Below are 16,446 nucleotides of genomic sequence, written 5' to 3'. Positions count from 1 at the left end.
CATATACTTAAAGTGATAAGAGCAAAAAATGACTCAAAATCAAGTTGAACTAGCAGAGAAATTGTCAAAAGAATCTCATCAAGGTCAAAAATATGGTCCTCATGATTACTTTGATTACCATATTAAAGGTGTGGTCAATTCATTAATTGAGCATCAATTTTCACAAGTCTATATTATTACAGCCCTTCTACACGATAGCGTTGAAGACACACCTCTTACGCTAGACAAAATCGAAAGTTTATTTGGAAAAGAAGTCCGTGATGCCGTTGATGCATTAACTAAACGAGAAACTGAAACACGCGAAGAATATTTAATTCGTTGTAGTTCAAATCCGATCGCTCGAGTCGTAAAACTTCATGATGCAGCCTTTAATGCGCATAACTCACATAAGGACAATAATCACTCACGTGTAGATTATTACCTTCAAACCATGTTAATTGTTTCAACGGCGCAAGAGAAATAAAGATCTATGCAAGATCAAATTGATGGGGAACATCAGTAAAATTTCTGCATATATTTGCTCAATCCTATTTAACTGACCTAAGAATTGAGCAAATTTTTGCGGATTAATCACCTACGGTGAACCTATCTTAAATTTAAATACGTCCAACCTCTAAGTATGGAATCAAGTTTTTATCAAAATGTAGTCTTGGGTCGCCTTCATAACTAATAAAACCATGCATTCCTGTTAAACGTTCACCTTTATAAAACTGGTTTAGCTGATAGCGCGGGTCTTTATGTGAAAGCGTAAAGCTCACCACACCAACGCCCTGCTGTTTTGACTTGTTATAGGCATCTTCAAGCATTTTATGATGCAAAGCTAAATCTTGTGGATGGCACATAAGCGTATGTAACACATGGTATTTAATAGAGTCACCGAGTTTAGGCAAACGCATGCCCTTAGTTAGCGGAGTCAACAAGTTATAAACGGGTCTAAAAATTCCAATGACTGAACTGTAATGCAAGATTTTAGTTTGTTTAATGCTGTGCTGATCCCATAAACCAAACATGCCCACCAGTTTTTCACCCTTAAAGTAAAGTGAAAAGTCTGAGAGCTTTATTCCTGAAAAGTACCGATGACCTTGAGCAAGTTCTTCAAAGTTATAGGCAGGTATAAAATTATAGTGTTCTGCCATGTCGCTAATAAACTGATTCATGGCTTCCACATGCTGAGCTTCAGCAACACATGTACGGATCTCTTGAATATCACTTTTCTGAGAAGTCTGCTTTAAAAAAGCCGTGATTTTTCTTTTTGCGCCAGTGTCGGTCAGGCTTAATGTCTCGATGAGCCCTTCGTCATAATAATCAGGCATTCCCGTTTTGCCTGTTTGGATAGCAGCGCGTGCGGCATGGTTATCATCAAAAATAATCATTTGGCTATAGTTCGGTTCATGCATGGTTTGTTTTACATGCTTTGCCAAAACCTTAACCAGTGATTTGCCACGATAGTTATGATCTACCCGTAAATCACCAGCGTATCGTAAGTTTTGAACGTTCCGATCGACATAACATGGGCGATGCCCATTGCTATAACAAGCAACATTTTTTTGACTCTCTGGGTCTTCAATTAACACATGCAGTTTATGTCGATAGACAATGTCGGACGCTTGAAAATAACTGGGTTCGCGCTGAAAGCTAATTTGAATCCCTTTGGTGGTCATAGGTACTGCAACCAAGTCTCTTAAAGCCTGATCGTCTGCCAAAGTCGCTTCACGGGTAATGAGGGTATTGTCAGTGTGCAGCGGTGGATTTGTTTTCATTCATTATTCACCTGTTGTGCGGTCTGTACGGGAACCAAGTTATTTAAACGCCCCATTTGGTCGAGTAGCTGATAAACAAACACGACTTCGTCTTGGTCATTCACGGTTTTCTGGGTTTCTGCATCGAGTAACTTTTGCTCGGTATTAAGCAAATCAAACGTGGTTTTGGTGCCAACATCAAACTCTTTACGCGTGTAGACAAAGGCAATAGACGCAGCCTCTATGGCATTTGCCAGTGCTTCTTTATTTTGTCGAATGGTTTGAAGCTGCGCGTAAGTCGTACGTGTACGCTTATTTAAATCTAGTTCAAGACTTCGCGTTTTTTGGTTAGCCAAATCGATATCAGCCTGTGCTTTTTTAACATTGGCGCGATTTAAACCATCGTCATAGAGCGGTACATTGAGCTGCACCCCAACCATGTAGTTATTACTTTCAGAACCAATATAGCTTGCCTCATCTTGCTTTCCGGCACGGCTGGTGAGCATGACCGTTGGCCACAGTTCACGTTTAGTTAAAGCGTATTGTTTCTCGGCAGCTTGCTTTTCGTATTTGCTACGCATTAAAGCTGGATGGTTTTTGGTTTGCGCCAAAACTTCCTCTAGGTTAGCGGGAATAGCGGGTAGTTGTTTAATGGCGACAAGATTTTCAGGTGTTACACCTGTCACTTGATAAAACTGAGCTTCACTTACGGTTAAGTTAGATTGGGCCTGTGTAATATCGGCCTGGCCTTGTGCGACTTGCGCCAAAACCTGAGCCAAGTCCGCACGAGTGATCATGCCAACATCAAAACGGCGCTTTGACTCATATAAAGACCGTTGCAAGTTCGCCATGGTCTTTTGTCTGAGTTCTAGAATGGCTTTCTTCTTTAATACGTCGGTATAGACCATTACGGTGTTTAAAATAGTTTCCGATCTTTGATCTGACAAACCTTGGTTTTGGGCAGAAAGCTGGTTTTCGGCAACATCAACTCCTAAACGGTGTCGCCCAGAGGTATAGATTGGATAATCCGCCTGCAATTGCAAACTCCGGCCTTTTCGGTTTCCTTCGGTTGGAAACATGACGTGTGAAGGTGTATCTATTCTTTCATAGTCCAGTTGCCCGACTAAATTGACTTTGAGTCCGTCACGCTGTTTAGCTTGCTCAAGCATTGCGGTGGACTGGTTCACGCTTAAACGGCTGACCTCAAGCTGACTTTCATGTCTTAAACTTGCAGACAAAGCCTCATCTAAAGTCATGGCATACGTATTCGACGCCAACAACACGCCCAAATACAAGGCGTGTCGAAGTGTTAAAAACCGAGTATTAAATGGCTTCATCCCTTTCATAGTTGTTCCAAACTATTGAGGGTGACTTTCTTGAGTGGCTCAGGTTTGATATTGCCTTCAATAATGCCATCAAACATGACCAGTTTTTTGTAAGCATTCCAACCATTATTGGCTTGGCGAATTTGAGGTTGATCGAGCTGTCCTAAGTTTCGAGCAAGTTCGTAATGGAAGTTTTGACGCAAAATACTATCGATATATTCATTATTAATGCTGTGATGAATTTCACCTTCAAACAGCACGCAATAAAATGGTTTAACGTGTTGCTGCGTATCAATCGCCAGTAAAGAAATCGCTTTCGATTCTGTTTCGTTTAACTGCGACAATAATTGCTGAGCGGTTTCAGGCGCGAGTTTCTCACCGACCAGATCGACCCCAAAACGGCGACCTTGAAACTCAAAACACGGAATTTGTTCTATAAAGCCAGTCACCCGTAAGCAATCATCCATACAGTAACGAAGTAAGCCATTACCCGAAGTAATCAGCGGACTCACCACATCACCTTCTTTCAGTTCCCACGACGGAATGATTTGACCTTGTTTATCACCTTCTAAATATTCAAATTCGTAGAAGTGACTTTGATATGCCAGCGGGTATTGGTCGTTATAGGGAATGGTGACTACACCTTCAGTCGCCCATAGACCTTTTCCTTCAAACTGCACACTGGGTAACTTCTCTTGTAATTTTTCGGCCCAAGCTTTTGAACCTGCGGTATCCCAACTCGACACTAAACTTAACTTTGGCCAGAGCTTTTTAAAGTCAATCTGTGTACCGTTTGAACTCACAATTAAGGCTTGAGCACTTTCAGGACTATGCGGCGCTGTCACTTCTTTTAATGAAGCCTGACGGTTGCCCCATAAACCGCTTTGTAAAACTTCAATCACATCTTGTTGTAGCAACTCCAAACGTTCGAGCAATTGCAGTGCAAAGGTTGGGCTCCACACCGAAATCATGGCTAAATTACGGTTCGCGACCAAATAGCAGATGGTGGCAAAGAGTGCATCGTCAGCATTAGCAGCAAAGGCAACGTTACTTGGAACAGCTTGGGTAAACTTAGATAAAATTCGCTTACCTACACCGAGTAGCGCACTATCATCATTTAGATTTTTGTCTTTTAAAACTTCACGCTGACTTTCAGGTAACCATGACACCGACCAGTAATGTGTACCCGAACTGAGCTGTGGACATTTGCGGTATAGACTTGCCATCCACGGCGCAATTGCATGGTCCAGCTCATCTAAAAACAGCTTGGTATATGGAATAAACTTGATTTGCTCACTCGAACCACTGGTCGGCTGAAAACGAACCAGCTTACTGCTAGACAATGACAGCTTTTGTTCACGGTAGCGTTGAATGTCTTCTCGCCATGCGCCATAACGCGTCGCAGGAAATGATTTTACAAACTGATCATAGTTTTGAACTTTTTTATCTTTAGCAAACGTCGAGGTCTGTAAAATCGAATGCAAGATTTGACGTTGTGTCGCTTCTAAAGCGTTAAACTGTTTTTGAAAATTACGGTCAGATGCATCACACCATTTTTTTAAAATAAGATGCGACCCAAGAGTTAACCATTCATTAGATTTCATTGGATGGCCTCTCTACGTTTTGTTTTAGGCGTTACACGTGCTTCACAACGTCCTTTACTGGTAGGTTTAGTCATCAGTTTCACTGGGAAACGGGCAATATCTTTCCAACCTAATCGGCCAATACACGGTAGTTCTGTACCTGCTTTCCATGTCGGATTCATCTGCTCAAAGAAATGAATATTCGGGTTCTTTTCTCTCATTTCGGCAGTAATCGGTGCAACTTCACCTTTGAGTGGTTGATAGTCATCCCCAAAATTTAACAGGCCCGCATCTTTGTCATAATATTCGCCAAAGAATTTCTCACAGTAGTGTTCGACGACTTCCGAGAGATGCTGGTTTTCATCTTTAATATGTGGGTAATAAACATAGTAGTTATTGGCAAGTAAAAGATAGGTCTTATAGCCTTTAGAAATTAAGAGCCAATAGAGTTCGTTAAATGGATATTTCACTCTTAACTTGATCATGAGTTTAAGCATGGTACTTTGCAGACTACGCGTACCCCAAAACTTCTTCAAAATGACCGTATCACCGCTAAATAATACGGTGTAGTCCTTCCCGTTTAAGTAGAAATGCTGCACAACCACGGTAGAGAAGCCCACAATCTCATTTGTTTGTGAATCAAAAATTAAGATTGCACCGCTTTTATTTTGAAAATCATCTACGAAAATAGAAAATCTCGTATTTTCATAATACTGTTCGTAAATGGAATACATCACTTTTAATCGCTCAGTATCGATTTGCTCTTTTTCAAAATATTGACCATAAGTCGTGTTTTTCAGGTTCAATTTTGAAATCAATTTATACGTTGTATTAATCATAATCCTTTAACCTTCCACCTCTAATTTGCGAGTTCCCCGATCTCATCAACCGATTTTAGAAAACTCATCTCAATGTTCTTTTTCTATGAAGGGATACGTTGTGATATGCCCTATTGTTTTTCATTCTTTGAAAGCTGCTCTTTATTTCTAAATCACTACATGTTCATTTTCTTCCCCCGATCCATAAAGATAGTTAAAAATGCGGTCACAAACATGATGATTGCGAGCATGCGTAATAAATCATTAAAGCTAGATGTCAGTGCCTGAAAATGAATGTCGCGATAGATCACACTGAGCGCGATTTGCTGTGCATTTGCACCGACCTCCTGATATTGCGCCGTGAGTTGATCGAGTCTTTCTGTGAAAATCCAGTTTTGCGGTGTCATCGACTGATTTATCTGGGTGACATGTAGCGCAGTCAGCCAATCTAATGATGAGTTAATCAGTGCCAATCCAACCGCGCCGCCAATATTGCGCATCAGGTTATAAATACCGCTGGCATCGGCAACTTTACTGAGTGGCAAAGTGCTCATGGCTAAATGCGAAACCACAATCAGGCAGATCATGAGACCAATACCACGGTAAATTTGCGGCCAAAACATAAAGTCGTAATCACTATGAATGCTGAGGTGCGAATTGAGCCAAACGCCAAAGCCCGCCAAAATCATTCCGACAAATACGGTTTTTCGGGTATCAAAATTGGGAATAAGCCACGCAAGAAATGGCGCAAAGCAGAACATTACAATGCCTGTCACCATCATGACGTGACCAATCTGGCTACTATTCATTTCACGGACTTGCCCAAGAAACACGGGAATCATGTAACCCAAGCCATAAAGCGCCATGCCAATCACAAACGTTGTGAGGGCACTTAAGGTAAAGTTTTTATTTTTAAATACGGATAAATCGAGCAAAGGTTTAGGCTGAGTAAAACTTCTAGAGAAGAAAATCATGCCACCCACAACGCAGATCATAAAAGCAACTCGAACGCCTGTGTCTGCAAGCCAGTCATGCCTTGCGCCTTCGTCAAGGAAATATTCAAGGCCACCCAAAAACATCGCCATACCAACGAGGCTGAACCAGTCCATACTTTTGATGAGTGAATAGTTCGCACGGTCGATATTTGGACCCGAGTAGATGACGGTCGCAATGATAATCCCCGGAATAATATTGATCAGGAACATCCAGTGCCATGAGAAGTTATTGGTTAACCAACCGCCAATGGTTGGGCCAATGGCGGGCCCCAAAGTACTGATCATTCCAAACATTACTAAAGGCAATGAGCGTTTTGCTTCAGGGAAAAGTAAATACAATGCGGTCATGGAGGTTGGAATCATTCCACCGCCCATAAAACCTTGAATGCCACGGAAAACCAGTAAACTCTCTAAGTTCCATGCCAATGCACAAAGTAAAGAGCTGATGGTGAAGCCGATTGCACAGATCGTGTAATACACCCGTGTTGAAAGCACCCGTGAGACAATACTCGACATTGGAATCGCAATAATTTCGGCAATTAAGTAAACCGTTTGCACCCAAGTCACTTCATAACGACTTGCACTCATGCCGGCTTGAACTTCGTTTAAAGAACTCGCCACAATCTGAATATCAAGAATCGCCATAAAGTTGCCAAAAATCATGGCAGCAAAAATTGCCCAAGCCGTCTTTGCGGGAAACTTCCACTCAGCGTCAATATGCTTATTCATTTATTATTACCTAAAAATTTTATTATTAAGTTCTTAGGTCAACCGTAGCGCTAACCGACATTCCGGGTTTTATAAGATCAATATGCGGACTTGAATCTATGGCAATACGTACAGGAATACGTTGTACAACCTTGTTAAAGTTGCCTGTGGCATTGTCTGGTGGCATGAGTGAGAAAGTTGCCCCAGAGGCTGGAGAAAAACTTTCAATTGTTCCGCTGTAAGTCAGGCTTGGATAGGCATCAAGTTTTAATTTAACTTTCTGCCCAATATGCATTTTTTCAATTTGGGTTTCTTTGAAGTTCGCTTGTACATACAAACTATTTTCAGGAATAATCGCCATTAAGCGAGTTTGCGGAGAAACACGCGAACCTTTCTGGATTGCAAGGCTTCCTATTTTCCCTGCGACTGGGCTCACCACTTTTGATGAAGCCAAATCAATTTGGTAAAGGTTTAAGTTTGCATTGGCACTTTGAATATCTGCCAAAAGTTGCGCTCGACTCGCTTGTAAACTACCCAACTGAGCTTCTGCTGCATTTACGGCGGCTTGTGCCTTGCTTAGCTGTGCTTGAGCCGTTAAATATTGAGATTGAACCCCTTCAAAGTTTTGACGGGTAATTACTCCATCTTTTAATAAATCTTGATAACGTTCAAAATCTTTTCTTAAGCGAGATAAGTCTGCTTGTGCCGCAACAACGCCACTATTTGCTTCAGTAATGGAAGACTTGGCAGACTTTTCATTTTGTTGTTGTACGCCTAGTGCTGCTTCTTTTAGGCTCACGACGGAACTAGCCTGATCATAACGGGCTTGGTAATCACGATGATCTAAGACAGCTAAAGTTTCCCCTTTCTTTACAAACTGATTATCGTTAATTAATAACTCCATCACTTCGCCTGAAATCTTTGGCATCACCCAAGTGACATCAGCTTGCACATAAGCATTATCAGTAGATTGATAAAATCGGTATACAAAAAAATAATATATAATGCCCGCGACTAAAAATAACAGCAGGACACTAAAAACACCCCAAGTTATCTTTTTTCGACTTTGGAAATTAGTATCAGTTTCTAGCTGAGCTACGTTATCCATATTCATTCCGTTTATTTGTAATATTCGATTTTTTATTTACACCAATAAACTATTAGCGTCTTTTTTACGTAACTTTTCACTTGGTTTATTCAATGAATCGTGACAGCGTAAAATTTGGTGCAAATTATGATTCTTAAATCGATTAAATATCATTGACCGTTTTGACATATATTTTTTCTATTTACGCCAATCCACTGCATGCTATAAAAAATATGTTTAAAAATTATGTAATTTTATATTTTTTGAAATTTCCATTTATAACCCATTATCTAAAAATTTAATTTATTAATTTTAATCAATATCTTAAGATAATTATTTTTCTTATTAAAGTGATTAATTGACAGGAAAATTCATTGTACCAATATTAAAAATCAGCCTTCAATTTGTAGTACTTATGTAGAATTAATTAAGGTAATGTGTAATTTTAAAAAGAGTTATAGATAAGTTTTATAATATTTATAGAAACATAAAATATAAATGTTCTTATTTATCAAAATAGTTAAACAAAACTTATTAAAGATGTATTTTAATAAGTTTATGATTAACTATATTAAGTGGAATAGCAGAGAAATTCTAAGCCCAAGCCAACATCCTTTCAAGAAACTAAGCATTATGAACAAATAAAATTAATCATAAAAAAGAGTTAAAAGTAACTCTTTTTTATTTAAAAAATAGAGAATTATCAGTTTATTTTTTTACTTATTTAAAACCCTAAAAATTTCTTCTAAAGTCTCTCCAATCGCAAGTATTTCACTATCCTGATGAGGTAAACCATCAATCTCCAACCCAATTGGTAGTTGCGATTTCGCCCCCTTTCCAATGGGTAAACTCAGTCCAGGTAATCCGATATTACTGCCGGGGTCTGTATTTCGAATCAGTGTCTGAAAATTTTCAATTGAACTGACTTGCTCGTTTACTAGTGGTGCAACGATGGCTGATGTTGGGAACAATAAAGCATGTAAATTATGCGCTTTAAATGTGTTTTGATAGAGTTCCAGCAATTGTGGACGAGCTTCACTGATGGCTTTTTCATAGAAAGGTAAAACAGGAACAAGTTGCCGAGTCTGATCTTGAATTAATTGGGGAAGAATATTCTGTTTAAAAATTGCCTGAACATCTGGGCTTGAAATCTGATCAATTACATCTTCTAAAGACAGATTTACATGATGATCTTTCAAATATTGAATAAGGTCATATTTGCCTTCATAGACGACCACTGGAAATGAAATAGCATGATTGAATTGTTCTAAATTTGGCATATCGACAGGAATAATTTCGACTCCCGCATCTTTTAAAAGACCAAGTGCAATATGAGCTTGTTGATGAACGTCTTCATCTAAATGATTCCAAAAATATGGGGTGATACCGAGCCTAATTTGATGAGGTAGTAATGGTTTTTTTCTTGGCTCTTGGGTGATGAGCTGATCAACTAAAATAATGTCAGATACTGTGTGTGCAATAGGGCCAGCGGTATCCCGCGTATGTGAAATTGGGGTAATACTCTCTTGTGAATATCTTCCTACCGTTGGACGAAAGCCGACACAACCATTTAAAGCACTCGGTAATCTAATCGAAGCCCCAGTATCTGTACCAATCGCAATCGGAACCATTCCTGCGGCAACAGCCACAGCACTACCTGAAGAAGACCCACCAGCAATATGTAACGGGTTTACCGCATTTCGTGTACCTACAACGCCTTCAATGTGCATGGCAGTATTATAACCCGTTACCCCAAAGGCCAATTCGTGCATATTGGTTTTACCCACAATGATTGCACCTTGATCAATGAGTTTTTGAATAATCGGTGCAGAGCTTTGAGGCTTAAAATTAGCTAAAGCTGGTGTGCCTGCACTATTAGGAAAACCTGCAACATGAATATTATCTTTAACCGCAATTAAAATGCCCATCAAAGCCGGACATAGCTTTCCACTCAGTAGGTATTTATCCCAATACTGAGCTTGTTGAATTGCTGAAGCTTTATCTGTGCTAATAAAAGCATTTAAAGACTGCTGTTTTTCAATAGTGGCGAAGTAATGATGCACGAGTTCTTCACAAGATACTTTTCTCTCTTGAATCAGTTTAGTAATGATATCTACTGAAGTATTTGCTAAATCGAGTGTTTCAATCCAATTATTTTTTTCCACTGCATTTGACATGTTGACTTAAAATCCATTTAAGTTGTGATCTTAAGAACTTAGTACAAATTGCTCATTCATTCGTATCCTCAAAATTGAGGATTGCTTTGTTTTAATGTTGAATGAGTAAAGCCATTTCAGTGCGATTATTACAGCCTATTTTTCTCATAGAGTTATTGAGATGAGTTCTTAATGTGGTAAAGCTAATGCCAAGTAAATTTGCAACATGTTTATCACTTAAACCTTTAGATACCAAACGAACTACTTCTTGTTCACGCGGAGTCAGGCTGTATTGTGTTGATAAATCTGCTGGTAAGGCTTGAGTAAAATAAGGTTCAAGTAGGCTTAATATTCTTTTCTCGCGTTCACCAAACATATCAGCGTCTTGGGCACGCCAAATGCGTAAATCACCAATATCCATACCATTTCGGACAAAATAAATATTTATACCGTGATACAAACCATAGGCTTTTAAAAACTCATTGTAATAGCTGGTTTTTTTAAGGTCTGCGAGAGGCATGACTTCGTTTACAAATGTCGGTTTCTGGAGTTTATGAAGCTGTGCCGTAATGGGATCATTAAATTGCCAAATGCTCTCATAGTCTTCCATCGCTTTGGGATCGATTTTCCATATCACGCCTTCTTTCGATAAATTATGCGTTGAGTCCCAAATATAAGATGCAGCAAAATCAGCTCGTAATAGGATGGCAATATCGGCAATGATATTTTCACGTAAATTATATTGCCCTTTTCCTGAACCAAGTTTCCATAATATTTCAGAAAACAATGTAAACTCAGACGGGCTGAAATCCTTTTCTAAAAGTGCGGTCATCGTCTACCTATTTAACGCAAGCCATCGAATTTCAAGAAAAATCGAGCTTATGCTCTTCTATAACACACCTATAGAAAATTTAAAGAGTTTGTACAACAACAAATTTGAAAATATAGAAATAAAATCGCTTGATGAAGAAACAAAAGAACTTTTAATAAGATATGTAGATATAAAAAAGCACCCTAGAGTGCTTTTAAAAATTCTTTTTCTTATCAATAAAATTGAGGATTTAAATGTTTAGTTATTGCTAAATTTTATTTCTTACAGACAAAATGAGCTAGGTCACTTTTACTTGATCCTTCTACTAAATCAAACCACTTAGTAGGATTAATTTTTATAGCTTTTATTGATCCCTCACCAGTTCCAATTTCACGCATTTTCATAGTCTTACAGTTTGTCTCCAATCGAGTGTAATCTATAGTTTCTACACCAATGCGTTTGTGGAGTGTAATAATAATATCGCCTTGTTTTTTCTTCTCTATTAAATAATATTTTCCTTTATCACCTTGAACACTTCTTGGAATAAGAGTATCTGCATTTGCAAAATTAGAAACTATCAAACCCAACACTGTAGTAAAAATAATCTTTTTCATAAATTAACTCATTATTAATAATTAGCTGTTTCAAGCTGCCATAACAATCAATAAAACAAATACCATCCAAATAAAGCTTATCCACCGAGCTGAACTGGAATAGCCAGATCTTAAAGTAAACCATGCAAAGATGTACGGCATCCAAAAGATTCCAAAACCGAGCAGAAATGAAACACTTCTGTTTGGTGGCATTTGAGAAGTCGAAGTATCAATAAATGTCAGCATTTTATAGAGCAAATTAATAAAAATACCTCTTTAAAGGCTATCATACAAATACAAACACTCACATTATTATTTATCGTATGAGCCGTGCAACATGAGAATAAGTTGAGCAGCTACTATGAAGAAAAAAAGTGATAGGAATTGATATTAAAAAAGCACCTACGAGTGCTTTTTTATGAACTACTTAATTATTGATTGCAAACTTCCTTATCTAATCTAGTCTCTGTAATAAGTCTGCCATTGAGATCTGAATAGATAAATTTGATAACATAGCTATTTGCTCTTTGAAATTCATGAATATAGTTTTGCCGACATAATTCAGAAATTCTCTTGGGATTATTATACAGTTGCGCAACCACTTTCAAACTATTGTTATCAAGCTTCCTGTGTATTCTATAAGAGTAGATAACTTGAAATGGTGTCGCCATCATTGATACTACTTCTTCATCACTATTAAGCATTACTGGCAAACTAAGTGACTCTCTATTTGCTAATTGCTTGAAGAAAGTTGCTGCGTCTGCAATATTTTTATACCTATAGTTTTTATCTATTAATCCCGAATTTAAAAATTCCTTATCAACTTTTGTTTCCGCACCATAGCTCAAAAAAGCTGTTGTAGTTAGTATAAAAAATAAAAAAAATCTCATAATTCACTCCCCATTGGTGCGAAGAGAATATCACAATCTTAAATTCATAACCCTTGATTATTAATCAATTTTTGAGCCTTAGTAGGTGTAATGCCAAGACTCTGTGCATCCCAATAGCAGAACGTTCAGTAAAATCCGAACCCTCATAACGAAACGCAGTTAGCAATCCAGCCATAGAAAAATTGTTCCTGACTAGGATTGCGCTCACAGATTTCAATATAGCGCTGGCCTTGCATAATATTCAACACTCGAACTAATACCTTCTCTCCCACATTTGGCCAAATAATTCATAGAGCTAAAAATAACTTTGTTAATCCTGGTCCAGTTGGACCAATGGGCAAAATATTACACATTTGAAGTAGTTAAAAAGTTGTTCTCAATATGAATGGCAAAGCTACATCCAGTCTCACATGATTGTAAATACAGGTCAAAAGACGGCGTAACACTAGTATCTATAGAGGCTTGTTTCTCGAAAATAGTCTTTAAATGCTCTATATAGTAACTAATGAAATGCCCCTCACTTTCAAAGCTATTTAGGCTCCTTAAATTGCGCTGGAAGTCTTGTAATAATGCTAAATCGGAAGGAATATTTAAACAGCATACCTCTATGGTCCATTCTTTAATTTCATTAACTTTGGCTCTTAAATATTCACCTCCACCAAGTTTAAATGTCTCAAAAAATGGCTGTATAGGTATTGTATATAATGAGGTTTCACAGCCATTAAACATTGAGAATATAAGCGTATTATTAGAAAGAAGCTCTTTTGGAACCCCTTCAGACAATCTTCTTTCTATTTCCATTTGAATAGCATTCACTTGTTCAAGTTTTTGTTCTTGTTCTGTTAAATTTTCAAAATAATTCATTATACGATTTATAAATAAACTGTCTCCTGTGCCTGTAATAGCACCACGGCACCATAACTTTATTTTCGCCTCATCATCATGAGATATTCTTAATAATCCAGAGTTTATATCATATACCATCGCTCTTTTATCAGCGGCAATCAGTATACAATCTCCGAGATGCGCCGAAACAATCATGGTCATAAGTGTATTTTTTGAGTTTAAACAAGTTATGTTATTCTAATCACATAAATTTAAATTTGAGAATAAAAAAGTATGGCGGGTGGTTCGCGTATTGTAATTAATGATAAAGGTATTATGGTAATAACGGGAGGTAAATTTGAGGTTAAAGCTGGTCAACATATATTCAAGTCGGGTGAACAAGTTGTTAGCTATATCCCTACTTTACCTGAAGTAAATAGTGGCTTATTCAATGTTAGCGTTCAACTTATAGATGGAGAAAATATACCTCATCGAAATAAAGCATATTTTGCGGTAACAGAATCTGGCAAATTGATTGAAGGAACAACTAATTCAGAAGGTTATACTTCACCTATTTATACTGAACAACAAGAAAACATTAGTTTTCATTTGGTTGATAAATATACAAACCTTGAAGATGATAATTAATAATGTCAAAAGTCTATGCAAGATTAAGAATCAAAGAAAGTAAAAATATCTTAAATTTTAGTAAGTTTAGTTCTGTAGCTACCTTTGTAACTAGTAAGGGGCGAGTTGGAGCAACCAAAAAACTTCCAATGCAACCAAATGGTTTGGGTAGTGAAGCATTTTTTGAGTTAAATGAACAAGAAGATGCCGCAAAAACAACGGTTTCTTTTAAGATATTTTTGCCATCGGGTACTGAATATAATCCTCAAGTTAAAATTTATGGTCATACATATACAAAAGAAGCCAATTCAAAACCATTAATAACCGAATATCAACTTAAACTATTTCAAGATAAAACCGAAAAAGAAGATAAGCATAAAGTTCAAAACCGTACTGTACCAACTACTTATCCTGTACCTGAAGGTTTAAGGATGGTTGCTTATTTAAGGAATGAAATTAAAACAGCTGGGGCTAAAAATGGCATAGATCCTCAGATTGTTGCATCAATTGTATTTGAAGAAAAAATGCATGGTGTATGGGCTTATAGAAAAAACCTCTTATCCTTTTATCTTAATCTAGGTGAAGTATATCCTCATAACAGCTATGGCTTTGGAGAGATGCAAGTAGGATTAGCAGCAGAGTTGATGAATATTGATAAAAGGAATCCAGATTGGCTCTATGAAACTTTTGTTGTGATCTGTACAGATGCAACTGTAGCTATGGATTTAGTAGCAAAAAATGTGGTCCGTGGTGGAAACATATTAGGACGGAAATTAACATTGCAAGAGTCAACAGTTTTTTATAATGCTGGTGAAAAGGCTTTAAGAAGTTGGATAAAGGGAGAAATTCCAAAAGAAAGGCTTGAAAAAGCTGTCTATGCTCGATCATGGAAATGGCAAGAAGCTATAAAATTAGCTCTAAATGGTGATGTAATAGCAATTCCAGATGGATGCCAAGGAACTTGCCGAGCAGATCCAGAACTACAAGTTGAAACATGGAAATTTGATCCATCATTAAAATTGAGTTTGTAAATTATGATTAGATATGTAGCCATATTATTTTTATTCTTATCAGGTATAGGCGGATATACGATAGATAAGTTTGGGCAAGATTTATGTATTAATGAATATATTGCTATAGGCACTATTACCTATTTTAAAGAGTTAAATGGGGTTTCAGCTAATGATCCATCAATGTTAGGGATGTGTGGCTTATTATCGATCATCGTTTCAATAATTTTAATTTTTATAAGAAATAAGTATTTTTACACTGTTATTTCTCTAGTTCTATTATTAGCTGAATTAATACTACTAAACATGATGGAAACCGTATCTTATAAGGAGATTATTTATGATTCCATCACCAAGTGTTCTAATTATTCAACACTTGGATGGTTTTTATTCCAAGCTATGTTCTTAATTTTTAGTGGTATTTATATTTTCAAAAGTAAATAAAAAAGAAGTTTAAATAATTAAGGGGCGAAAAGCCCCTTTTTTATTAGTTATCTTAGCCTCTTGTTTTGATTAAATTATCAAAAAATTCACTATGTGATGTGATACGCCATGGAAATTCATGAAATTCTGCAAGAGGTTCGATTACCCTTTTTATCATTTCCTCTCTATTGCTATCATCAATCCAGCCTGTTTTAGCGATCCAACCGTAGAAAAATTGTTCATGGCTCGGATTACGTTCACAGATTTCAATGTAACGTTGGCCTTGCATGATATTCAGCACTCGAACTAATACCTTCTCTCCTTCTTTCCCACGTTTAGCCAAATAATTCTTTAGAGCTCCCAATGTAGCTGGCCCATAAATTCCATCTACCGTGAGATCTGGCCAACCTGCTTTACCTTGATCAGCAAATTTAAAGCACGTTGTAAAAGTAGCTTAGCAAATCTGGTACCACAATTAACCCCTGTATCTAAAAGCTCTTCAGCAACAGCTGAGCTAATCGCGTTCACATGTTCAAATCGCGGGGCTGTCCAATAGTTTTTACGATAAATAGCTTTGGCCGCGTCAAGAGGTAAATCTCGCATGTTACCTTTAAAACCGCTTGTACGTGCTATGGATGCATAGCTGAAGGCCGAGCAGAAATAGGAAAATCAGATCTTGATATGACAGTAATCTTTAATTATGCCCCTAATTCAGAGATTACTAAACAACTAGAGACTATTAAAACTAGGCTTGAACAACATAATCCTGTTGTTAGTAAAATTGATTTAGATTGTGGTTTGTTACAGGAAGTGCTAAGTCCAGATAATAAATTTAGTTGGGGATACTGGCTTAAAC

The 16,446-nt window shown here is 37.4% G+C and carries 15 protein-coding genes and 2 pseudogenes; 4 read left to right on the top strand and 13 right to left on the bottom strand.

The features are described 5' to 3' along the window. Positions 1-28 precede the first annotated feature (28 nt). A complete protein-coding gene (locus FY048_RS05165) occupies positions 29-463 on the top strand; it encodes an HD domain-containing protein (RefSeq protein ID WP_446090393.1) in 435 nt (144 codons plus the stop codon). Between the two features lie 133 nt (positions 464-596). On the opposite strand, the gene FY048_RS05160 is transcribed toward FY048_RS05165, so the two are convergent. The 12 genes and pseudogenes from FY048_RS05160 to FY048_RS05105 form a co-directional block, all read right to left on the bottom strand. Next, positions 597-1,760 carry a hypothetical protein gene (locus FY048_RS05160; RefSeq protein WP_446090392.1) on the bottom strand — a complete coding sequence of 388 codons (1,164 nt, stop codon included), beginning with the start codon at positions 1,758-1,760 and terminating at the stop codon, positions 597-599. Next, complete coding sequence (locus FY048_RS05155; RefSeq protein ID WP_446090391.1) at positions 1,757-3,085, bottom strand: TolC family protein; 1,329 nt, start codon at positions 3,083-3,085, stop codon at positions 1,757-1,759. Before FY048_RS05155 ends, FY048_RS05160 begins: the two co-directional genes overlap by 4 nt. After that, positions 3,082-4,668, bottom strand: coding sequence for a GH3 family domain-containing protein (locus FY048_RS05150; RefSeq protein ID WP_446090390.1), 1,587 nt, complete (start codon positions 4,666-4,668; stop codon positions 3,082-3,084). Before FY048_RS05150 ends, FY048_RS05155 begins: the two co-directional genes overlap by 4 nt. Next, positions 4,665-5,453 (bottom strand): hypothetical protein, encoded by a 789-nt coding sequence (locus FY048_RS05145; protein ID WP_446090721.1) that lies wholly within the window; start codon positions 5,451-5,453, stop codon positions 4,665-4,667. The genes FY048_RS05150 and FY048_RS05145 overlap by 4 nt, the downstream gene beginning before the upstream one ends. 188 nt (positions 5,454-5,641) lie before the next feature. After that, positions 5,642-7,189, bottom strand: a complete 1,548-nt coding sequence (locus FY048_RS05140) for a DHA2 family efflux MFS transporter permease subunit (protein ID WP_446090389.1) — start codon at positions 7,187-7,189, stop codon at positions 5,642-5,644. 25 nt (positions 7,190-7,214) lie between these two features. Next, positions 7,215-8,276: an HlyD family secretion protein gene (locus FY048_RS05135; RefSeq protein ID WP_003651829.1), complete on the bottom strand. Its 1,062-nt coding sequence runs from the start codon at positions 8,274-8,276 to the stop codon at positions 7,215-7,217. 695 nt (positions 8,277-8,971) lie between these two features. Beyond that, positions 8,972-10,432, bottom strand: coding sequence for an indoleacetamide hydrolase (gene iaaH, locus FY048_RS05130; RefSeq protein WP_446090388.1), 1,461 nt, complete (start codon positions 10,430-10,432; stop codon positions 8,972-8,974). Positions 10,433-10,523: 91 nt separating this feature from the next. Continuing rightward, positions 10,524-11,243 (bottom strand): response regulator transcription factor, encoded by a 720-nt coding sequence (locus FY048_RS05125; RefSeq protein WP_446090387.1) that lies wholly within the window; start codon positions 11,241-11,243, stop codon positions 10,524-10,526. A gap of 254 nt (positions 11,244-11,497) precedes the next feature. Then, positions 11,498-11,836 (bottom strand): hypothetical protein, encoded by a 339-nt coding sequence (locus tag FY048_RS05120; RefSeq protein WP_446090386.1) that lies wholly within the window; start codon positions 11,834-11,836, stop codon positions 11,498-11,500. 410 nt (positions 11,837-12,246) lie between these two features. Continuing rightward, a complete protein-coding gene (locus tag FY048_RS05115; RefSeq protein ID WP_446090385.1) occupies positions 12,247-12,705 on the bottom strand; it encodes a hypothetical protein in 459 nt (152 codons plus the stop codon). Between the two features lie 143 nt (positions 12,706-12,848). After that, positions 12,849-12,974, bottom strand: a pseudogene (locus FY048_RS05110) (putative peptidoglycan-binding domain-containing protein); the annotation flags it as partial. 76 nt (positions 12,975-13,050) lie between these two features. Then, positions 13,051-13,752, bottom strand: a complete 702-nt coding sequence (locus FY048_RS05105) for a hypothetical protein (RefSeq protein ID WP_446090384.1) — start codon at positions 13,750-13,752, stop codon at positions 13,051-13,053. A 72-nt stretch (positions 13,753-13,824) separates the two neighbouring features. Between FY048_RS05105 and FY048_RS05100 the strand changes: the two genes are divergently transcribed. The 3 genes from FY048_RS05100 to FY048_RS05090 are packed head-to-tail and all read left to right on the top strand — an operon-like array spanning position 13,825 to position 15,611. Further along, the gene (locus tag FY048_RS05100) at positions 13,825-14,178 is read left to right on the top strand and encodes a hypothetical protein (protein WP_446090383.1); all 354 of its coding nucleotides are present in this window, start codon (positions 13,825-13,827) and stop codon (positions 14,176-14,178) included. Between the two features lie 2 nt (positions 14,179-14,180). After that, positions 14,181-15,188: a hypothetical protein gene (locus FY048_RS05095; RefSeq protein ID WP_446090382.1), complete on the top strand. Its 1,008-nt coding sequence runs from the start codon at positions 14,181-14,183 to the stop codon at positions 15,186-15,188. Between the two features lie 3 nt (positions 15,189-15,191). After that, positions 15,192-15,611 carry a hypothetical protein gene (locus FY048_RS05090; RefSeq protein ID WP_347020095.1) on the top strand — a complete coding sequence of 140 codons (420 nt, stop codon included), beginning with the start codon at positions 15,192-15,194 and terminating at the stop codon, positions 15,609-15,611. A 193-nt stretch (positions 15,612-15,804) separates the two neighbouring features. Here the strand turns inward: FY048_RS05090 and FY048_RS05085 are convergent. Further along, a pseudogene (locus tag FY048_RS05085) lies at positions 15,805-16,226 on the bottom strand (putative peptidoglycan-binding domain-containing protein); the annotation flags it as partial. Positions 16,227-16,446 lie beyond the last annotated feature (220 nt).

Source organism: Acinetobacter sp. 1124_18A (genome assembly GCF_052824995.1).
The sequence above is the reverse complement of the archived record's forward strand: the minus strand, read 5'-3'. Positions and strand labels throughout refer to the sequence as shown.